20 protein-coding genes and 1 pseudogene are annotated in these 20,009 nt (G+C 44.1%); 19 read left to right on the plus strand and 2 right to left on the minus strand.

What is annotated here, in order from left to right; all coding sequences use genetic code 11:
- Positions 1-193 precede the first annotated feature (193 nt).
- The 18 genes from ACESTK_RS04905 (at position 194) to rpsA (ending at position 18,495) form a co-directional block, all read left to right on the plus strand.
- Complete coding sequence (locus ACESTK_RS04905; protein ID WP_195391620.1) at positions 194-1,402, plus strand: D-alanyl-D-alanine carboxypeptidase family protein; 1,209 nt, start codon at positions 194-196, stop codon at positions 1,400-1,402.
- A 93-nt stretch (positions 1,403-1,495) separates the two neighbouring features.
- Positions 1,496-3,244 (plus strand): ABC transporter ATP-binding protein, encoded by a 1,749-nt coding sequence (locus ACESTK_RS04910; RefSeq protein ID WP_118578027.1) that lies wholly within the window; start codon positions 1,496-1,498, stop codon positions 3,242-3,244.
- 39 nt (positions 3,245-3,283) lie between these two features.
- Positions 3,284-4,312, plus strand: coding sequence for a molybdopterin-binding protein (locus ACESTK_RS04915; protein WP_173717744.1), 1,029 nt, complete (start codon positions 3,284-3,286; stop codon positions 4,310-4,312).
- On the plus strand, positions 4,294-4,419 hold the full coding sequence (locus ACESTK_RS04920) for a DUF6783 domain-containing protein (RefSeq protein WP_368356998.1): 126 nt from the start codon (positions 4,294-4,296) through the stop codon (positions 4,417-4,419). The genes ACESTK_RS04915 and ACESTK_RS04920 overlap by 19 nt, the downstream gene beginning before the upstream one ends.
- A complete protein-coding gene (locus ACESTK_RS04925) occupies positions 4,391-5,179 on the plus strand; it encodes a metallophosphoesterase (RefSeq protein ID WP_270413740.1) in 789 nt (262 codons plus the stop codon). The genes ACESTK_RS04920 and ACESTK_RS04925 overlap by 29 nt, the downstream gene beginning before the upstream one ends.
- Positions 5,180-5,196: 17 nt before the next feature.
- A complete protein-coding gene (locus tag ACESTK_RS04930) occupies positions 5,197-5,988 on the plus strand; it encodes a ScpA family protein (RefSeq protein ID WP_118578030.1) in 792 nt (263 codons plus the stop codon).
- A 3-nt stretch (positions 5,989-5,991) separates the two neighbouring features.
- Entirely contained in the window at positions 5,992-6,561 is a 570-nt protein-coding gene (scpB, locus tag ACESTK_RS04935; RefSeq protein ID WP_118578031.1) for an SMC-Scp complex subunit ScpB, read from the plus strand.
- Between the two features lie 131 nt (positions 6,562-6,692).
- Positions 6,693-7,490, plus strand: a complete 798-nt coding sequence (locus ACESTK_RS04940; RefSeq protein WP_373118953.1) for a zinc dependent phospholipase C family protein — start codon at positions 6,693-6,695, stop codon at positions 7,488-7,490.
- A 152-nt stretch (positions 7,491-7,642) separates the two neighbouring features.
- Entirely contained in the window at positions 7,643-8,971 is a 1,329-nt protein-coding gene (locus ACESTK_RS04945; RefSeq protein ID WP_373118956.1) for a D-alanyl-D-alanine carboxypeptidase family protein, read from the plus strand.
- Positions 8,972-9,143: 172 nt separating this feature from the next.
- Positions 9,144-10,580: an acyl-CoA carboxylase subunit beta gene (locus ACESTK_RS04950; RefSeq protein WP_373118959.1), complete on the plus strand. Its 1,437-nt coding sequence runs from the start codon at positions 9,144-9,146 to the stop codon at positions 10,578-10,580.
- A gap of 14 nt (positions 10,581-10,594) precedes the next feature.
- Positions 10,595-11,329: an OadG family transporter subunit gene (locus ACESTK_RS04955; protein WP_173769066.1), complete on the plus strand. Its 735-nt coding sequence runs from the start codon at positions 10,595-10,597 to the stop codon at positions 11,327-11,329.
- Positions 11,330-11,347: 18 nt separating this feature from the next.
- The gene (locus ACESTK_RS04960; RefSeq protein WP_118578036.1) at positions 11,348-11,716 is read left to right on the plus strand and encodes a biotin/lipoyl-binding carrier protein; all 369 of its coding nucleotides are present in this window, start codon (positions 11,348-11,350) and stop codon (positions 11,714-11,716) included.
- Between the two features lie 16 nt (positions 11,717-11,732).
- Complete coding sequence (locus tag ACESTK_RS04965) at positions 11,733-12,881, plus strand: sodium ion-translocating decarboxylase subunit beta (protein ID WP_118578037.1); 1,149 nt, start codon at positions 11,733-11,735, stop codon at positions 12,879-12,881.
- An 87-nt stretch (positions 12,882-12,968) separates the two neighbouring features.
- A complete protein-coding gene (locus tag ACESTK_RS04970) occupies positions 12,969-14,381 on the plus strand; it encodes an oxaloacetate decarboxylase subunit alpha (RefSeq protein ID WP_118578038.1) in 1,413 nt (470 codons plus the stop codon).
- Positions 14,382-14,556: 175 nt separating this feature from the next.
- Positions 14,557-15,834: an NAD(P)/FAD-dependent oxidoreductase gene (locus ACESTK_RS04975; protein WP_187564798.1), complete on the plus strand. Its 1,278-nt coding sequence runs from the start codon at positions 14,557-14,559 to the stop codon at positions 15,832-15,834.
- Between the two features lie 60 nt (positions 15,835-15,894).
- The gene (cmk, locus tag ACESTK_RS04980) at positions 15,895-16,563 is read left to right on the plus strand and encodes a (d)CMP kinase (RefSeq protein WP_373118964.1); all 669 of its coding nucleotides are present in this window, start codon (positions 15,895-15,897) and stop codon (positions 16,561-16,563) included.
- 2 nt (positions 16,564-16,565) lie between these two features.
- Entirely contained in the window at positions 16,566-17,435 is an 870-nt protein-coding gene (gene ispH, locus ACESTK_RS04985) for a 4-hydroxy-3-methylbut-2-enyl diphosphate reductase (RefSeq protein WP_173715972.1), read from the plus strand.
- Complete coding sequence (gene rpsA, locus ACESTK_RS04990) at positions 17,416-18,495, plus strand: 30S ribosomal protein S1 (RefSeq protein WP_118578042.1); 1,080 nt, start codon at positions 17,416-17,418, stop codon at positions 18,493-18,495. The genes ispH and rpsA overlap by 20 nt, the downstream gene beginning before the upstream one ends.
- Position 18,496: 1 nt before the next feature.
- On the opposite strand, the pseudogene ACESTK_RS04995 reads toward rpsA, so the two are convergent.
- Positions 18,497-18,673, minus strand: a pseudogene (locus ACESTK_RS04995) (DUF6783 domain-containing protein); the annotation flags it as partial.
- A gap of 82 nt (positions 18,674-18,755) precedes the next feature.
- Between ACESTK_RS04995 and ACESTK_RS05000 the strand changes: the two are divergent.
- Complete coding sequence (locus ACESTK_RS05000) at positions 18,756-18,806, plus strand: hypothetical protein (protein ID WP_308768383.1); 51 nt, start codon at positions 18,756-18,758, stop codon at positions 18,804-18,806.
- A 72-nt stretch (positions 18,807-18,878) separates the two neighbouring features.
- Here ACESTK_RS05000 and ACESTK_RS05005 read toward each other — a convergent pair whose 3' ends face one another.
- A complete protein-coding gene (locus ACESTK_RS05005) occupies positions 18,879-19,901 on the minus strand; it encodes a ribonuclease H-like domain-containing protein (RefSeq protein WP_373118969.1) in 1,023 nt (340 codons plus the stop codon).
- Between the last annotated feature and the right edge of the window lie 108 nt (positions 19,902-20,009).

A 20,009-nucleotide genomic window follows, 5' to 3' on the forward strand; every position in this document is an offset into this window, starting at 1 on the left:
TTGCGCCGGCGAGTGAGTAATACACATTGTCCAAATGCGTCCGCATTGAAGAACTTTTAATCAACTAAATAGCAATCCGCGGTGGCAAAGAGGAAGTTTCCTTGGCCGCCGCTTTTTACGTTTGAGATTAGAGGAATAAAATAGAAGCACGAGTTTTACAATAGAATAGAACTTATTTTTGAGGAGACATCCTATGCTTGAAAAGGCAATAAGAAAGGCGGTTCTGTCCATTTTACTGGCTAGTCTCATGGTGGGGGCTGGTTGTCGGATTACATATGCGGAGGAACAGCAGCAAACCACAGAGTCAAAAGTGGCTACCGATGACACTTTTGTACAGGCGCCTTCAGCCCTTCTGATGGAAGCCGGTACCGGTACTGTGATTTACGAAAAAGATCCGGACACAAGACGCAGTCCGGCAAGTATTACGAAGATCATGACACTGATCCTGATTTTCGATGCGTTGGAGAATGGTACACTGAAAATGGATGACCTTGTAACAACCAGCGCTTACGCTAAGTCTATGGGTGGCTCCCAGGTATTTTTGGAGGAAGGGGAAACCCAGGATGTGGAGACTATGATCAAGTGCATTGTGATCGCCTCTGGAAATGACGCCAGTGTAGCGATGGCAGAGCATATCGGGGGCAGCGAGCAGGAATTTGTGCGGCAGATGAATGAGCGGGCGGCTGGTCTTGGAATGCAAAATACCCATTTTGTGGACTGCTGTGGGCTGACAGATTCCACGGATCACTACACAACAGCCCGTGACATTGCCCTCATGAGCCGGGAACTGATTACAAAATATCCGAAGATACTGGAATATTCCTCTATCTGGATGGAAAATATTACCCATGTGACCAGACAAGGTTCCAAAGAGTTCGGATTAACAAACACTAACAAGCTTCTTCGCAGCTACGACGGCTGTGTAGGATTAAAAACAGGAAGTACCAGTCTGGCAAAGTACTGCGTATCTGCTGTAGCGTCCCGAAATAATATTACTCTGATTTCCGTGGTTATGGCGGCTCCTGATTACAAAGTCCGTTTTAAAGATGCAGCAGCCATGTTGAACTATGGTTTTTCCAAATGCAGTCTTTTTACAGATGAAAATCCCGAAAAGCTTCCCCAGATAGAGGTTCGAAAAGGAACCAAGCCCACCGCAGAAGTAAAATACGAAAAGAATTTCCAGTATCTCAGCACCGATGGAAAACCCATAGGCGAAGTGGAACGGAAACTGAATCTGGAAACCCAGGTGCAGGCTCCGGTGAAAAAGGGCGAAACTGCTGGTACTCTGGAATACTACAGAGATGGGCAAAAGCTTGGCGAGATCAACATTCTTTTCACTGAAACCATAGAAAAAGCAACCTATAAAAACTGTTTGGAGAAAATAATTACAGAAGCATTTTGACAAAACAGTCCTCATCGGTTTATAATAAACTCTGTATGAAAATTTTTGCTGATGTCTTACAAAAATATAGCAGCAAAAGCGGAGGGAAAACATATGAAACAAGAGAAAAAACAGCCTGGCAGATTAAAGATGCTTGCAGGCTATTATAAACCATATAAGGGACTGTTTTTTGCAGATCTTTTTTTTGCATTCCTTGGGGCAGCAGTGACACTTGTCATTCCACTGATGGTTCGTTATATTATGAATTCCATAAGTGAAATGTCAGCGGATGAAGCGAAGACCATGATTTTGAAAATCGGGGTGGGAATGCTGGTACTGATCCTGGTGCAGCTTGGAAGCCGTTATTTTATTACCTATTATGGACATATGATGGGTGCTTATATTGAGCATGATATGCGAAATGAGATATTCAGCCATTACCAGAAGCTCTCTTTTGCATTTTATGATAATCAGAAGGTCGGTCAGCTTCTTTCCAGGATCACAAGTGATCTTTTTGATATTACAGAGCTTCTCCACCATGGACCGGAGGATATTCTGATCTCAGTGATCAAGCTGTTCGGAGCACTGATCATTCTTATGAATGTAAAGCCGCAGATGGCGCTGCTGTGTTTTGCAGTTGTAATTATTATGCTGATCTATGCACTGATTTATAATAAAAAGATGAAAAGTGCATTTAAGGAAAACCGTGTGCGCATGGGCGAGATCAACAGCCAGATCGAGGACAGTCTTTCCGGAATCCGTGTGGTAAAATCTTTTGGAAATGAGAAGCGCGAGATTGAGAAATTCCGTAAAGGAAATGAGCGTTTTGTGGATTCCAAGCGTGTGACTTACCGCTATATGGCAGGTTATCATGCAGGCATGGATGCGTTTACCACGCTGATCACAGTTACTGCACTGGTTTCCGGAGCCATGTTCCTGGCAGCAGGAGATTTAAGCGCCACAGATCTTGTGACCTTTCTTTTGTATATTAACAATTTTACAGAGCCGGTTACCAAGCTGGTAAACTTTACCGAGCAGTTCCAGAACGGCTACAGTGGTTATGACCGCTTCCTGGAAATGATGTCCATTGCGCCGGATATTGAGGATGCGCCGGATGCCGTTTCTATGGATCATGTAAAAGGAGATATCCGTTTCGAAAATGTTTCTTTCCACTATGAAGACCACAATGAGAAAGTGCTTTCTAACGTAAATCTGGAAGTGAAGCCCGGTGACTATGTTGCCCTTGTAGGCACCTCTGGAGCTGGAAAGACTACCCTTTGCAGTCTGATCCCCAGATTTTATGATGTTTCATCTGGTGCCATTTATCTGGATGGAAAAGATATCCGAAAGATCAAACTGAAGGATCTTCGTAATCAGATTGGCATTGTGCAGCAGGATGTATACCTGTTTGCAGGAAACATTATGGAAAATATCCGATATGGCCGTCCGGACGCTACCGACGAGGAAGTCATCCGCGCAGCCAAGCTTGCCAATGCTCATGATTTTATTATGGAAATGCCGGATAACTATGGTACAGACATTGGACAGCGCGGCGTGAAGCTTTCCGGAGGACAGAAACAGCGTCTTTCCATTGCGAGAGCTTTTCTGAAGAATCCGCCGATCCTGATCTTTGATGAGGCAACATCCGCCCTGGATAACGAAAGTGAGAAGGTGGTGCAGCAATCTCTGGAACGTCTTGCCAAAGACCGAACCACCTTCGTGATCGCCCATCGTCTTTCCACGATCCGCAATGCCAGAAGGATCCTGGTGCTGACTGAAGATGGAATTGCAGAAGAAGGTACACATCAGGAGCTGATGGAGAAGGACGGCGTATATGCGAAACTTTGCAAAGCCGGATTGTGATCGTAAACAGCAATTATATGCGAAAGGATGAATTGCAGAATGAAAGAAATAAGAACCGAAGACGCAGCAGGCCAGATCCTCTGCCATGATATTACACAGATTATAAAGGATGAGAAGAAAGGCGTTCTGTTTTCCAAAGGACATATTGTGAAAGAAGAGGACATTCCGCTGCTCCTTTCTGTTGGAAAAGAACATCTTTTTGTGTGGGAAAAGAAAGAGGGAATTCTTCATGAAAATGAGGGCGCTGATATTTTGTATAAAATCTGTGCAGGAGATTCCATGCATGGAACTGATGTGAAAGAAGGCAAGATCGAACTGGTAGCAGACGAGGACGGAGTTCTGAAAATCCGCAGAGATGCCCTTCTGGCAGTGAATTCTCTGGGGGAGATGATGATTGCTTCCCGCCATGGGGACTTCCCGGTAAAAAAAGGAGATAAACTGGCTGGCACCAGGATCATCCCTCTTGTAATCGAAAAAGAAAAAATGGACAGAGCTGTGGAAGCCGCTGGCCCGGAACCGATTTTTTCCATTCTTCCCTATCATTTTAAAAAGGTTGGAATCGTTACAACTGGAAGCGAGGTAAAAAAAGGTCTGATTCAGGATACTTTTACCCCTGTATTAAAAGAAAAGCTTTCTGAGTACCCCACTGAGGTGATCGGTCAGACGACTCCAGGAGATGACAAGGCACAGATCACAGACGACATTATGGAATTTATTAACCAGGGTGCAGACATGGTAGTCTGCAGCGGCGGCATGAGTGTAGATCCAGATGACCGTACACCTGGAGGAATCCGTGATACAGGAGCCAGAGTTGTTACTTACGGTGCACCGGTACTGCCAGGAGCCATGCTTCTCATCGCTTACTATGAGAAAGAGGGCAAATGCATTCCGATCCTTGGCCTTCCCGGATGTGTCATGTATGCGAAGCGTACTGTATTTGACCTGGTTCTGCCAAGAATCATGGCAGACGATGAAATTTTCCCGGAAGAAGTTGCTGCATACGGAGAAGGCGGTCTCTGCCTGAGCTGCAAAGTCTGTACCTTCCCCAATTGTGGATTTGGAAAGTAAGCAGGGCCTGGGGCGTGCAGATTGCAGAAGGCCTTTTTCAAACACGCTCTGGAAATTACAAAGTATTTAAGGAGATTTATGGAAAAATTTCGAACTGTAACCTATGAAGTCCATAACCCGAAAATAAAAAAAAGCGTGCGCTTTGCTGTTCTTGCAGACCTTCACGGAAGCATTTTCGGCGAAGAGAATAGTGCTTTGCTGAAAAAAATCCAGGAAAATGCCCCCGATGCCATTCTTCTTGCCGGAGACATGGTGGTCCGGATGGATCCTTTCACCCTGGAAACTGCCAGAAAACTGCTTTGTACACTGGCGAAGAATTTCCCCATCTTTTACGCCATGGGAAACCACGAAACCAAAATGAAAGCCAAAGGGCACCTTTATCGGAATGAGTACCTGAAATATCAGGCAGAGTTGAAACAAAAAGGAATCTGTTTTCTGGCAAATGAGAAGAGCAAAGTTGTTCTGGCTGGCAATTCCTTTGTGGTAAATGGACTGGAACTTCCACTGGAATACTATCACAAGCCTTTTTCCCCGAAGCTAACTTCTGAAAAAATGGAAGAGCTTATGGGAAAGCCAGATCCGGAAGCCATAAATATTCTTCTTGCCCATAACCCAAAATATGGCAGAACCTATTTCCGCTGGGGCGCCGACCTGATTCTGTCTGGACATTACCATGGCGGTGTGCTCCGTTTTTCCAGACATGTGGGAGCCATCAGTTCCCAGTTTATACCTTTTCCAAAATACTGTTGCGGCGATTTTTACAAAAATGGCAAATGTATGATCGTAAGTGCAGGCCTTGGGGAACACACAGTGCCTCTTCGGATCCATAATCCAAGAGAGCTGATTTTTATAGAAATGAAACCGTAAGGGAGAGAGGAAAGCGCATGGCAATTCCCGTAAAACTGAATGTTTTTGAAGGACCGCTTGATCTGCTCCTTCACCTTATTGATAAAAATAAAATTGATATTTATGATATACCGATTGTGGAGATTACGGATCAGTATATGGAATACATTCACGCTATGGAAAAAGAAGATCTTGGAGTTATGAGTGAGTTTATGGTCATGGCAGCCACACTTCTGGATATCAAGTGCCGGATGCTTCTTCCAAAAGAAATCAATGAAGAAGGAGAAGAGGAGGACCCCAGAGCGGAGCTGGTTCAGAAACTTCTGGAATATAAGATGTATAAATATATGTCTTATGAGCTGAAGGACAAAATGGACGATGCCAGCGGCGTTTATTTCCGTGAGCCGGATGTGCCAAGGGAGGTGCTTCAGTATCGGGAGCCAGTGGATCCCTCAGAACTTCTGGCTGGTCTTACTCTTGAGAAATTAAACGCCATTTACCAGTCGATCATCAGGCGGCAGGACGACAGACGAGATCCTATCCGAAGTCAGTTTGGAAAAATCGAGAAGGAAGAAGTCAGTCTTTCTGATAAAATGCTGGAGATGAAAGAATTTGCAAAGACTCACAGGAAATTCAGTTTTCGGGATCTGTTGAAAAAGCAGTGCTCCAAAGTACAGGTAATCGTTACCTTCCTTTCCGTGCTGGAACTGATAAAAATGGGACACATTCATGTGGTTCAGGAAGAGATTTTTGATGACATTCAGATCAATGTTGTGACAGAGCCGGAAACCTGGAAGAATCTGACAGAATTTGCAGAGGAAGAAGGATAGTGTATGGAAATTAAACGATTAGAAGGTGCCGTTGAGGCAATCCTGTTTGCGATGGGTGAATCTGTGGAATTAGGTCAGATTGCGAAAGCAATCCAGCAGGATAAGCCAACTACAGAAAAACTACTCCATAATCTGATGGATAAATATAAGGATGAGGGAAGGGGAATCCAGATCATTGAGCTGGAGGGCTCTTATCAGCTGTGCACCAAACGGGATTACTATGGCTGTCTGATCCGGATTGCCATGCAGCCTAAGAAACCTGCCCTTACAGATGTTATGCTGGAAACGCTGTCTATTATAGCCTATAAGCAGCCTGTGACAAAAGCTGAGATTGAAAAGATCCGGGGAGTAAAAAGCGATCATGCAGTAAATAAGCTGGTTGAGTATAATCTGGTAAAGGAGCTTGGACGTCTTGATGCACCTGGACGGCCGATTCTTTTCGGCACTACAGAAGAATTCCTTCGCACATTTGGTGTGCAGGGTCTGGAAGAGCTTCCGGCTGTGGATCCGGTAAAAATGGCGGATTTTAAGGCTGAGGCAGAAGAGGAAGTACAGCTGAAGCTGGATATATAAGACAGGACAAGTAAGCCACAGATAAACTGCAGACGATATAACAGAACAAGTAAGCCCGGATAAACTGTAGACAATGAAACAGGACAAGTAAGCCGCAGATAAACTGCTGGCGATAAGACAGGAGAGAAAAAATGCCCACAACATATGCACATGATTTGTTTGGTCAGAAAGTATACAGGCAATTGCCCGATCAAGTGAAAGAAATTATTCGGAAAAACGGTGAACTGTATCGGATCGGTCTTCACGGACCGGATATTTTCTTCTATTATTTTATTTTTAAGAATCACGTAAGCAGTGTAGGATACCGTATGCACAAAGAAAAAGCCCGGGCATTTTTCGCCCAGGGAATGGCGCAGGTCAGAGAGACTGGTGATGAGGCACTTCTTGCCTATCTTCTTGGCTTTGGCTGTCATTATCTTCTGGACTCTTTCTGTCATCCTTTTGTAAATGAAATGAATGATAAGGGCAGGATTTCCCACAGCCTTCTGGAAATTGAATTTGACCGCTTCCTTATGGAAGAAAATGGGAAAAATCCATATGCCTTTTATCCTTCTGATTGTATCAAAGCAAAACGCAAAAATGCAGCGGAAATCCACAAGGCTTTTCCTCTTGTAAAAACAGGAGATATTCTTCTGAGCCTTAAACTGATGAAATTTATGACAAATCTGCTGGTATGTGACGATGGCGGGACGAGACGGGCGCGTCTGTCGAAGCTTTCCAGCCTTGGAGGAAGAAGAGCACAGTCTGCTTTGATCGATCACTATATGATGGCTCAGCCGGCAGGTGGCAGCAGGGAACCTGTGGAACAGCTGAATACATTGTTTGAAAAAGAGGTGAAAGAGGCACCGGCAGAATTGCTGGAGCTGTATCAGCTTTCCCAGGAGGACATGCTGTTGTCTGAGCGATGGAATCTGACTTACAATGGTTAGCTGTGATATACAAACTGAAAATTGAACCAATTTCAGGGACAGGTATTTTGTAAGATACCTGTTCTTTTTATCAGGCAAAACTTGTAGAGTGAGCTTTGCATAGTTTGGGACAGGTCCGCGTAAAATACTATAAACGGAATGTGGGGTGGACTATGAAAAGCAGATACAGATTCTTTTGTTTTACACTGACTTTTGTACTTGTTTTATGCACTGCTGCCCAGGTGTCAGGAAGCACTGGCACAGATGAAAAAAAGGCTGTCAGTTCCATTGTGCAGATGATACCGGCAGCTGTTGATATGAAAGAAACAGACGGACCTGGAAATCTCTATGCCTTATCCGCCGTTCTTATGGATGGGGATTCTGGCCGGGTACTGTACGAAAAAGAGGGCTATACAGCTCGCCCAAATGCCAGTACCACAAAGGTAATGACCTGTATCCTTGCACTGGAAAAGGGCTCCGGTGATGATTATGTAATGGTGTCAGAAAATGCGGCCTCTCAACCAGAAGTAAAGCTGAATTTAAAGGAAGGGGAGCAGTATTACCTGGAAGATCTTCTTTATTCTTTAATGTTGAAAAGCCATAATGATACGGCTGTGGCAATTGCTGAACACATTGGCGGTTCTGTGGAAGGATTTGCAAAAATGATGAATGCAAAAGCAAAGGAGATTGGCTGCACGAACACTCATTTTGTTACGCCGAACGGTCTTGACAGTGCAGATGCAGGAGGCATTCATCAGACTACCGCAAGAGATCTGGCTTTGATCATGAGCTATGCTGTGAAAAATAAAGCATTTCTTCATATCACACAGACCAGGGATTATTCTTTTTCTGATATTACAGGAAAACGTCAGTTTTCCGTCCATAATGCAAATGCATTTCTTGATATGACTCCGGATGCCATTTCAGGAAAAACCGGTTTTACAGGAAATGCGGGTTATTGTTATGTGGCAGCCTGTGAAAATGAGGAAAGAAAATTTATTATTTCCCTTCTTGGCTGCGGCTGGCCGAATAATAAGACATATAAATGGAAAGATGCCATGAAACTGCTGGAATATGGCAAAGCAAATTTTCACAAGGAAACCTATTGGCAGGAGCCGGAGATTCCGGCTATACCAGTAAAGGATGGGACTGACGAAAGCAGCGGGAAAGAATCTGGTAAGGAAAACCAGGAAAATTCCGGGAGAATTTTCACAGAAACTGGGACAGGTTTCGCAGATGTATATATAAATGGCCAGATTCAGGCATCTGATTCTGACAAAAAGAAACAGATCCTTCTGAAAGAAGGGGAAAAGATTACCTGCCATCTGCGTATTGAGAAAAATTTGACAGCACCTGTGAAAAAGGGGCAGAAAATTGGTCAGGTCACTTTTGGTCTTGGAGAACTTGTCCTGGATAACTATTTTGTGACAGCAGATCGCAATATTGTCAAAATCACCTATTTATGGTGCGCAAACAAGGTGTTTCATGACTTTTTTCACTAAAAAGCCTGACGGAATATGTATGATATATAAAAAAATCCCCCGAAAATCGAGGGATTTTTTTGCATAAAAACACGGAAAACTATTGAAAAATTGTGTGAAAAAATGTACAATTAGAATCGGCAGAATTTTTGGTTATACTTTTAAATTATTATAAAATGGAGGGCAAGAAAGAATGAGTAACGCAACACAAAGTTTAGCGGGCACAAGAATCACTTCTTTGCTTGACGCGAACAGTTTTGTTGAGATCGGCCAAAGTGTAACAGCCAGAAATACAGATTTCAACATGACTGAGAAAAAAGCACCTTCAGACGGTGTTATTACCGGATATGGTGTAATCGATGGAAATCTGGTGTATGTGTACAGCCAGGATGTTTCCGTACTGAACGGAACCGTTGGTGAAATGCATGCCAAGAAGATTACCAGACTTTATGATATGGCTATGAAGACCGGTGCTCCGGTGATCGGCCTGATCGATTGTGCAGGTCTCCGTCTTCAGGAGGCAACTGACGCATTGGAAGCATTCGGTGAAATTTATATGAAACAGACTCTGGCATCCGGACTGATTCCACAGATCACAGGTATCTTCGGTACCTGCGGTGGTGGTATGGCACTTGTACCGGCACTGACAGACTTCACATTTGTTGAAGAGAAGAAAGGCAAACTGTTTGTAAACACCCCGAACGCCCTTGAAGGCAACCACGTTTCCAAATGTGACACATCCTCAGCCAGATTCCAGAGCGAAGAGACAGGTCTTGTAGACGGAATCGGCACTGAGGACGAGATCCTTGGAAAAATCCGTGAACTCGTAACATATCTGCCATCTAACTGCGAAGACACTGATTCTTACATGGAGTGCACAGACGACCTGAACCGTGTATGCGAGGATATTGAGAACTGCACAGGTGACACAGCCATTGCACTTTCCAGAATCGCTGATAACGGCCAGTTCTTCGAGGTAAAAGCTAACTACGGTAAGAGCGTTGCTGTTGGATTTATCAGACTGAACGGCGCTACCGTTGGTGCTGTTGCAAACAGAAGCGAGAGCTATGATGCAGAAGGCAAAAAGGTATGGGAGTCTGATGGAACCCTTAGTGCACGCGGTGCAAGAAAAGCAGCAGAGTTCGTAAAATTCTGTGACGCTTTCGAGATCCCGGTACTTACTCTTACAAATGTAAACGGCTTTAAGGCTACTGTATGTGGCGAGAAGATGATGGCGAAATCTGTCGGAGCACTGGTTCATGCATTTGCAGACGCTACTGTTCCGAAGGTTAACGTTGTGATCGGCAAAGCATTTGGAACCGCTTACACAGCTATGAACAGCAAAGCAATCGGTGCAGACATGGTATACGCATGGGAGAACGCAGAGATCGGTATGATGGATGCAGACCTTGCAGCCAAGATCATGTATGCAGGCGATGACGCAGCAGCTCTTACTGAGAAAGCAGCTGAGTACAGAGAACTTCAGAACTCTGTTTCCTCTGCAGCAGCAAGAGGATATGTTGACACCATTATCAGCCCGGCTGATACAAGAAAATATGTGATCGGTGCATTTGAAATGCTGTTCACAAAAAGGGAAGAACGTCCGTCCAAGAAACACGGCACGGTCTAAGCGAGGTGGAGCATATGAAACAGATTTTTAAGAAAGTATCCTCCCTTTGCACAGTACTTCTCATGATGGCAGTTCTCACTCTTACCGGAGTATCCTCCGTATGGGCAGCTGATGAGGTAGATGACACGGTAAAGCAGACCCTGGTCACTACTGCTGAGGGACTTACCGATACCATCATTGCTCTCAGTGATGAAGATATTGAGAATTATACCAAGTCATCTGATGAGTTTACTGTTGGAGCAATGACTGCATGGGCAGGCTCCAAGGATGAAGTTGGGGCTTTAAAGGAGAGAACCGGAGAGACAGAGGTGAAGGCTTCTGACGACGGATATACCGTTACTGTACCGGTCTCCTTTGAGAAAGCAGATGCAAATTTCGTTTATATTTTCGATGCTTCTACAGGAACACCTACATCCCTTACTGTTGATGTACAGTACTCCATGGCTGAGACCTTAAGAAGAGCTGTTATGAATACTATCATGGGTATTGCGATCGTATTCATCGTTCTTATTTTCCTGAGCTTCCTGATCTATCTGTTCAGATTTATCCCGAATCCGGAAGCAAAGAAAAAAGCTCAGGCTGCAGCAGCCCCTGCCCCTGCACCGGTGGCAGCACCAGTGGAAGCAGCAGAAGCAGACGATACAGAACTGATCGCGGTTATCGCAGCAGCAATTGCAGCAGCTGAGGGAACCACTACAGATGGATTCGTTGTTCGTTCCATCCGCAAAATCAATCGTAAAAAGAGATAAATACAGGAGGATCCTAAAATGAAAAGTTATACAATTACCGTTAACGGAACAGCATATGAAGTAACTGTTGAAGAGACAGGAAGCGTTTCTGCACCAGCAGCTGCAGCTCCTGCAGCAGCTCCGAAAGCAGCACCGGCACCGAAGGCAGCTCCTAAAGCAGCAGCCGGAGCAGGCGCAGTTAAGGTTGCAGCTTCCGTACCTGGAAAGGTTCTGAAAATCGCAGCAAGCGTTGGACAGGCTGTAAAAGCCGGTGACAACATTGTAATCCTGGAATCCATGAAGATGGAGATCCCGGTTGTAGCTCCTCAGGACGGAACCGTTGCAAGCATTGACGTTGCAGAAGGTGCCTCTGTAGAAAATGGAGATACCCTGGCAACAATGAACTAAGTCGGGAGGTAATAGGATGTCTTACGTAGCAGACACTTTGTCCAACCTGATCCATCAGACTGCTTTTTTTAACCTGACATGGGGAAACTACCTGATGATCGTGGTTGCTTGTGTATTCTTATATCTTGCCATTGCAAAGGGATTTGAGCCTCTTCTGCTTGTTCCCATTGCATTTGGTATGCTCCTTGTTAATATTTATCCGGACATTATGGCAAATCCGGAAGACATGTCCAACGGTGTTGGTGGTCTTCTTCATTACTTCTACATCCTTGATGAGTGGAGTATTCTTCCTTCCCTTATCTTTATGGGTGTAGGTGCTATGACAGACTTTGGTCCGCTGATCGCGAATCCGAAGAGCTTCCTGATGGGTGCTGCAGCACAGCTCGGTATCTATATGGCTTACTTCCTTGCAATCTTCCTTGGATTCAACGGAAAAGCAGCAGCAGCAATCTCCATTATCGGTGGTGCTGATGGCCCGACCTCCATTTTCCTTGCAGGTAAGCTTGGTCAGACTGCTCTTATGGGACCGATCGCCGTGGCTGCATATTCTTATATGTCACTGGTTCCGATCATCCAGCCTCCGATCATGAAACTGTTTACCACTGAGAAAGAGCGTAAGATCAAGATGGAGCAGCTTCGCCCTGTATCCAAGCTTGAGAAGATCCTCTTCCCGATCGTAATCACAATCGTTGTCTGCATGATTCTTCCGACAACAGCTCCTCTGGTTGGTATGCTTATGCTTGGTAACCTGTTCAGAGAGTGCGGCGTTGTAAAACAGCTTACAGAGACAGCTTCCAATGCACTTATGTACATCGTAGTTATCCTTCTTGGTACATCTGTTGGTGCTTCCACAAGTGCAGAGGCATTCCTGAATGTGGATACTTTGAAGATCGTTGTATTAGGTCTTGTGGCATTTGCATGTGGTACTTTCGGCGGTGTTATGCTCGGAAAGGTTATGTGCAAGCTTACAGGCGGCAAGATCAATCCGCTTATCGGTTCCGCCGGTGTATCTGCGGTACCTATGGCAGCCCGTGTTTCCCAGAAGGTTGGTGCTGAGGCAGATCCTACCAACTTCCTTCTGATGCATGCAATGGGACCAAACGTTGCCGGTGTTATCGGTACAGCCGTTGCTGCCGGAGCATTTATGGCTATTTACGGAATCTAATAATGATACCAGAAATTCGGATTTTTCCCGGCTTTCTATAGTGAAACCGGGAAGTCCGGATGAACTAAATAAATAAGGAGAACAATTATGGCAGAAATTGAAAAAAAACCTGTTAAAATTGTGGAAACCATTCTGCGTGATGCACATCAGTCCCTGATTGCAACCCGTATGACAACAGAGCAGATGCTTCCAATCGTTGATAAACTTGATAAAGTAGGCTACCATGCAGTTGAGTGCTGGGGCGGTGCTACTTTCGATGCAAGCCTTCGTTTCCTTCATGAGGATCCGTGGGAAAGACTTCGTAAATTACGTGCAGGATTCAAGAACACAAAGCTGCAGATGCTTTTCCGTGGCCAGAACATTCTTGGATATCGTCCATACGCTGATGATGTAGTAGAGTATTTTGTTCAGAAATCTCTGGCAAATGGTATCGATATCATCCGTATTTTCGACTGTATGAATGACCTTCGTAACCTTCAGACTGCTGTACATGCTGCAAACAAAGAGCATGGCCATGCACAGGTTGCTCTTTCCTATACACTTGGTGATGCGTATACTCTTGAGTACTGGACAAACATTGCAAAACGTATTGAGGAAATGGGTGCAGACTCTATCTGTATCAAAGATATGGCCGGCCTTCTTCTTCCATATAAGGCAACTGAGCTTGTTACAGCCCTGAAAGAGACTGTTAAGATCCCGATCGATCTTCATACACATTACACCTCTGGTGTAGCTTCCATGACTTACTTAAAAGCTGTTGAAGCTGGTGTTGATATCATCGATACTGCAATGTCTCCATTTGCACTGGGTACTTCCCAGCCTGCAACTGAGGTTATGGTTGAGACCTTCAAAGGCACTCCATATGATACCGGATTTGATCAGCAGCTTCTTGCTGAGATCGCAGACTACTTCCGTCCAATGCGTGACGAGGCTCTTGAGAGCGGCCTTCTGAATCCGAAGAACCTTGGCGTAAACATCAAGACTCTTCTGTATCAGGTACCAGGTGGTATGTTATCCAACCTTACTTCCCAGCTGAAAGAGCAGCATGCAGAAGACAAGTTCTATGATGTTCTTGAGGAAGTTCCGCGTGTACGTAAAGACCTTGGTGAGCCGCCGCTTGTTACTCCGTCTTCCCAGATCGTTGGTACACAGGCTGTATTTAACGTTCTCATGGGCGAGAGATACAAGATGGTTACCAAAGAGACAAAAGATGTTCTCAGCGGAAAATATGGTGCTACAGCAAAACCATTCAATCCAGAAGTTCAGAAGAAATGTATCGGTGACACACAGCCGATCACATGCCGTCCGGCAGATCTTCTTGAGAATGAGCTGGGCAAACTTGAAGGCGAGATGGCACAGTATAAAGAGCAGGATGAGGACGTTCTGTCCTATGCACTGTTCCCACAGGTTGCTACTGACTTCTTCAAGTATCGTCAGGCTCAGGAGAAAAAGGTGGATGAGACGGTTGCTGATACCAAAAACGGAGCATATCCGGTTTAATCAGTGAGGAATAATTTGTCAGTGTCTGGCCTATAGACACTTTGCTGACAAAAATAATGAAAGACACGTGCAGAGAAGCCTTTTGCACGTGTCTTTTTGAAAAATATAAGTAAAATTTGTGTAACTTTCGGTAGTTACTGAATAGTTGCAAATCTGTTTTATGAAAGGTATGTAAATGAGTAAAATACTGATCATAGGCGGCGGTGCTGCCGGAATGATGGCCGGTGTTTATCTGGCAAGGGCAGGACATGAGGTCCACATCCTGGAGAAAAACGAGAAACTTGGAAAGAAAGTGTATATTACAGGAAAAGGCAGATGCAATGTTACAAATAACTGTGACACGGAAGAACTGTTCCGGGCAGTTATGTCTAACCCGAAATTCCTGTACAGTGCTTTCTATTCTTTCACGCCCCAGGATGTAATGGAATTCTTTGAAGAAGCGGGAGTTCCACTGAAGACAGAGAGAGGCAACCGGGTTTTCCCTGTGTCTGACCATTCTTCAGATATTATCCGCGGTCTGGAACGGGAACTTAAGAAAGCTGGTGCCCATATCCATCTTCGCACAGAGGTGAAAACGGTGAAGGTCAGTCCCTATGAGGAACCGGACGTGGATGAGAAAAAGGCACATCACAGCCGGGTAACAGGTGTAGAACTGGCAGATGGAAGTTTTATGGAGGGCGAGCATGTTCTGGTTGCCACTGGAGGACTTTCCTATCAGTCAACAGGCTCCACAGGTGACGGCTATCGCTTTGCAGAGGAAACCGGCCATAAAGTAACGGAGCTTTCTCCGTCACTGGTTCCTCTTAAGACAAAAGAGGATTATATCCCAAGACTTCAGGGACTTTCCTTAAAAAACACCGAACTTACGATTAAGTCAGGCAAAAAGGTGCTCTTCCAGGATTTTGGTGAGATGATGTTCACCCACTTTGGCGTGACAGGCCCCATGATTTTATCTGCAAGCGCACATATTGGCAAACAACTGCAGAAATCCGGAGAATTGAATGCTTATCTGGATCTGAAGCCTGCCCTTACTATGGAACAGCTGGATGCCAGGATTCTGCGGGAATTTGAGGCAGGACAGAATAAACAGTTTAAGAATGTGATCGGCGTACTTTTTCCATCATCCCTTACACCTGTCATGCTGGAACTGGGTGGTATTTCTCCGGAAAAAAAGATACACGATATTTCCAGGGAAGAAAGAATTCACTTTGAAGAACTGGTGAAAGCTTTCCCATTTACCATCAATGGAATGGGAGAATATAAAGAAGCAGTTATTACAAGAGGCGGTGTTTCTGTGAAGGACATTCAGCCGGGAACTATGGAATCCCGAAAGGTAAAAAATCTCTATTTTATTGGAGAAGTGCTTGACCTGGATGCGGTAACCGGTGGCTATAATCTTCAGATTGCCTGGTCAACTGCGTATCTGGCAGCCATGGCATTGAAAAATGGATGAAAATCTGTTATAAATGTAAGAAGTGAAAAAACTGCGATTTAAGAGGAGGTAACAGAGAAAATGGGATGTAACATTGCCATTGACGGGCCGGCAGGAGCAGGCAAAAGCACAATTGCAAAGAGAGTGGCAAAGGAGCTGTCTTTTATCTATGTAGATACAGGCGCTATGTACCGCGCCGTAGCACTTTATCTGCTGAGAAATGAAATTGACGGAACAGATGCGGAAGCAGTTGCAGATAACTGTCAGAGCGCTGAGGTTTCCATTCGATATGAAAATGGAGAGCAGGTTGTAATTCTTAACGGTGAGAATGTAAATCAGTATATCCGTACGGAAGAGGTTGGAAACATGGCATCCAAAACATCTGCAAACCCGGCGGTAAGGGCACATCTTCTCAATCTTCAGAGAAATCTGGCAGCAAAGAACGATGTTGTAATGGATGGCAGGGATATTGGAACTGTAATTCTTCCGGACGCACAGGTGAAGATTTATCTTACTGCCAGCGTGGAGACCAGAGCTAAGAGGCGTTATGCTGAATATCTTGCCAAGGGCGAGGGTGCTGATCTTGAAGAAATCAAGAAAGACATTGAAAACCGGGATCATCAGGATATGACAAGAGAGATTTCCCCGCTCCGGCAGGCTGAAGATGCCGTGCTTGTAGATTCTTCTTTCATGAATATTGACGAAGTTGTAGCTGCAATTCTCGGAATCTACAAAGATAAGGTGGAATAACCATGGAAGTGAAGGTTGCGAAAACAGCAGGCTTTTGTTTTGGCGTACAGCGTGCTGTAGACAAGGTTTACGAGCTAATCGGCAGTTGTCCTGACAGGCTTTTTACCCTGGGTCCAATTATTCATAATGAAGAAGTAGTGAATGATCTGGAAAAAAAGGGGGTCAGAGTGGCATCTGAGGATGATCTGAGAACACTTCCTGAGGGCAGCACGGTTGTGATCCGCTCACATGGTGTGGGAAAAGAGGTTTATGACCATCTGGAAGAATACGGACTTTCCTATGTGGATGTAACCTGTCCCTTTGTTCTGAAAATTCACCGGATCGTAGAGAAAGAGAGCAGGGCAGGCGCCCATATTGTGATCATAGGAGACCCGGATCATCCGGAAGTGGTAGGAATCTGCGGCTGGTGCATGGGACCTTACACGGTAATTCGAACCGAGCAGGATGCACTGGATTTTGTGTTTCCGATTGACAAAAACATATGTATTGTGTCTCAGACAACATTTAATTATAATAAATTTAAAGATTTAGTTGAAATTCTTTCAAAAAAGAGGTATGATAATACTGTTTTAAATATTCTTAATATTTTAAACACTATTTGTAATGCTACCGAAGAACGGCAGAGAGAAGCAAAGAGCATAGCCGGAGAGGTAGACACTATGTTAGTCGTAGGAGGCCGACATAGTTCCAATACTCAAAAGCTGTTTGAAATATGTAAAAAGGAATGTGAAAATACTTACTATATACAAACACCTGTAGACTTGGATTCAGATATGTTCCAATGCAGTAGTTATGTAGGTATTACAGCAGGGGCTTCAACCCCAAAGAAAATTATTGAGGAGGTTCAAGAACATGTCAGAATTAAGTTTTGAACAGATGCTGGAAGATTCCGTAAAAACAATCAGAAATGGAGAAATCGTACAGGGAAAGGTCATCGATGTGAAAGAAGATGAAATTATCCTGAATATTGGCTATAAAGCTGATGGTATTATCACCAAGAGTGAATATAGCAATGATCCTTCCGTAGTACTCACAGACGCTGTACATGTAGGTGACTCCATGGAAGCCAAAGTGCTTAAGGTAAATGATGGCGAAGGCCAGGTTATCTTAACCTACAAGAGACTTGCTGCAGAGAAAGGCAATAAACGCCTTGAGGAAGCATTCGAGAATCAGGAAGTATTAAAAGCTCCTGTAACTCAGGTACTTGACGGTGGATTATGTGTTAACGTTGAGGAGACACGTGTATTCATTCCTGCAAGCCTTGTTTCCGACACATATGAGAAAGATCTCAGCAAATATGCTGATCAGGAGATTGAGTTCGTTATCACAGAGTTCAATCCAAGAAGACGTCGCATCATTGGTAACCGCAAACAGCTTCTTGTTGCTGAGAAAGCTAAGAAACAGCAGGAGCTTATGGAGCGTATCCATGTTGGCGATACAGTAGAGGGTGTTGTTAAGAACGTTACAGATTTTGGTGCATTCATCGATCTGGGCGGCGCTGACGGACTGCTTCACATCTCTGAGATGTCCTGGGGCAGAGTAGAGAACCCGAAGAAAGTCTTCACAGTTGGTGAGACTGTAAAGGTTATGATCAAAGATATCAAGGGCGAGAAGATTGCTCTTACAATGAAATTCCCAGAGGAGAATCCATGGCTTACAGCTGCTGAGGATTTCGCTGTTGGAAACGTAGTAACTGGTAAAGTTGCACGTATGACAGACTTCGGTGCATTTGTTGAGCTTGCACCTGGCGTAGATGCACTTCTTCATGTATCTCAGATTTCCAGAGAGCACGTTGCAAAACCATCTGATGTGCTTACAATCGGACAGGAAATCCAGGCTAAAGTTGTTGATTTCAATGGCGAAGACAAGAAGATCAGCCTTAGCATGAAAGCTCTTGAGGCTCCGGCTGAGGAAGAGTCTGTAGAGGAATAATTTAACCAAGAGGGAAGTGTTGTGCATTTCTCTTATCCCATGTAACTAACCGCCATTCACAGGATTTGTGAATGGCGGTTAGTTTTGATATCATGAATATGATGTTGATAAAAAGACATTGTCTGTTAGAGCGTGTCTGGAAAAGGCTTTCTGCAAGATGTGCGTCACAATTTGCGGGAGATTTTGTCCGGATGAAGGCGCCGTAGCGAGCTACGACAACCGAATTCGGGTGAATCTCCCGCAAGTGGGGTGTTCAGATTGTGGGAATGATTTTTCAGATACGCTCTGGGGATGATGTCTTTTTTACGTGAGATTTTACGTGCTTTGGAAGTTTGAGTATGTTTGAAAAAGGTTTTGGGAATTTTGGAATATGGGTTGAAAGTTTATTTTAATTTCCAAAATAAAAATTCCAGGGTATGTATTAAATATTGCTTTTGCTTTTCTTCGTTTTCCAGAAATTCTTCTGTGCATGGAAACCAGGTATAACAGGTCTCTCTTGTAGCAGATTTTTTCAGTCCTTTTTCCATAAATTTGCTAATAGATTTAGGTACTGCCATGTCCTCTCCGGGCAGATAATCATAACTTTTGTAATCGCTGTAATATTGGCGGATACGGCCATTGAAAGGCTTTACAAGGAGGCTTACCAGATTGTCCTGACCTGTAATATAGAATTCTTCTGTGCCGTTAGAAAAGGAAGCGGGCAGGCTGTAATGGGGGTTCATCTGCAAAATCAGATTTTCACCGTCAAAATCAGTTCCGCGAATAGTAAATGCACCATCCCTGAGCGCAAGATACCCCATCATCTTAAACACATCTCCAAGTCCGAGAAGATCTTCCATATTGTGTCCCATAACCGTATCCAGGTCTGTCTGCTCCTGGTGTGCCATATATTTTTTATAGATTTTAATGCATTCCCCGCCATTACAGTAAATGCGCTTCTGTTCTCCTAGAAAGGCTTCCATCTGTTCCTGCTTTAACCCTGGGAGCTTTAAAAATCCCTTCAGAGGGCGAAGCACTTTATACAGGTCAAAAGAAGAAATCCCCTCAAAAGGATCTGGCAGCTCATAGAATTTATAACGAGCCTGAAGGTAAGGCTGATCAAAAGAATTTCCATTGTATTGGATGGTACAGCTGAAATTTTTTATAAATTCTGAAAAAACCTCCAATAATGCTTTTTCTTCCCGGAAATCGGGTGCAAGCCACTGATATAGCTGCCAGGAACCAGATTCATAGCAAACTGCACCAATTAAATATAAAAAAGATGAATTTCGTCCCAATCCAGTGGTTTCAATATCATAAAATAATGGTGAAAAATTGACATCCTCAGCAGCATTTCCAGATAAATTTTTAACAGTCTCAAAGTCCGGAAAACCTTGTAAAATCGGCATTTTTTTAACAATCAGCATGTTTATACTCCTTTCATGGATTGTATTTAATTATACACAATTTTTTTATTTTTAGGTAGTGAATTTTTTCATAAAATGCGGTATAGTAGAATGTATAGAATAGTCAGA

This window comes from Ruminococcus sp. Marseille-P328, assembly GCF_964249465.1.
Taxonomy (GTDB): Bacteria; Bacillota; Clostridia; order Lachnospirales; family Lachnospiraceae; genus Blautia_A; species Blautia_A faecis.

Coding starts and splice junctions, on each gene's coding strand:
- ACESTK_RS04905 (WP_195391620.1), top strand. CDS start 194: ATGCTTGAAAAGGCAATAAGAAAGGCGGTTCTGTCCATTTTACTGGCT.
- ACESTK_RS04910 (WP_118578027.1), top strand. CDS start 1,496: ATGAAACAAGAGAAAAAACAGCCTGGCAGATTAAAGATGCTTGCAGGC.
- ACESTK_RS04915 (WP_173717744.1), top strand. CDS start 3,284: ATGAAAGAAATAAGAACCGAAGACGCAGCAGGCCAGATCCTCTGCCAT.
- ACESTK_RS04925 (WP_270413740.1), top strand. CDS start 4,391: ATGGAAAAATTTCGAACTGTAACCTATGAAGTCCATAACCCGAAAATA.
- ACESTK_RS04930 (WP_118578030.1), top strand. CDS start 5,197: ATGGCAATTCCCGTAAAACTGAATGTTTTTGAAGGACCGCTTGATCTG.
- scpB (WP_118578031.1), top strand. CDS start 5,992: ATGGAAATTAAACGATTAGAAGGTGCCGTTGAGGCAATCCTGTTTGCG.
- ACESTK_RS04940 (WP_373118953.1), top strand. CDS start 6,693: ATGCCCACAACATATGCACATGATTTGTTTGGTCAGAAAGTATACAGG.
- ACESTK_RS04945 (WP_373118956.1), top strand. CDS start 7,643: ATGAAAAGCAGATACAGATTCTTTTGTTTTACACTGACTTTTGTACTT.
- ACESTK_RS04950 (WP_373118959.1), top strand. CDS start 9,144: ATGAGTAACGCAACACAAAGTTTAGCGGGCACAAGAATCACTTCTTTG.
- ACESTK_RS04955 (WP_173769066.1), top strand. CDS start 10,595: ATGAAACAGATTTTTAAGAAAGTATCCTCCCTTTGCACAGTACTTCTC.
- ACESTK_RS04960 (WP_118578036.1), top strand. CDS start 11,348: ATGAAAAGTTATACAATTACCGTTAACGGAACAGCATATGAAGTAACT.
- ACESTK_RS04965 (WP_118578037.1), top strand. CDS start 11,733: ATGTCTTACGTAGCAGACACTTTGTCCAACCTGATCCATCAGACTGCT.
- ACESTK_RS04970 (WP_118578038.1), top strand. CDS start 12,969: ATGGCAGAAATTGAAAAAAAACCTGTTAAAATTGTGGAAACCATTCTG.
- ACESTK_RS04975 (WP_187564798.1), top strand. CDS start 14,557: ATGAGTAAAATACTGATCATAGGCGGCGGTGCTGCCGGAATGATGGCC.
- cmk (WP_373118964.1), top strand. CDS start 15,895: ATGGGATGTAACATTGCCATTGACGGGCCGGCAGGAGCAGGCAAAAGC.
- ispH (WP_173715972.1), top strand. CDS start 16,566: ATGGAAGTGAAGGTTGCGAAAACAGCAGGCTTTTGTTTTGGCGTACAG.
- rpsA (WP_118578042.1), top strand. CDS start 17,416: ATGTCAGAATTAAGTTTTGAACAGATGCTGGAAGATTCCGTAAAAACA.
- ACESTK_RS05005 (WP_373118969.1), bottom strand. CDS start 19,901: ATGCTGATTGTTAAAAAAATGCCGATTTTACAAGGTTTTCCGGACTTT.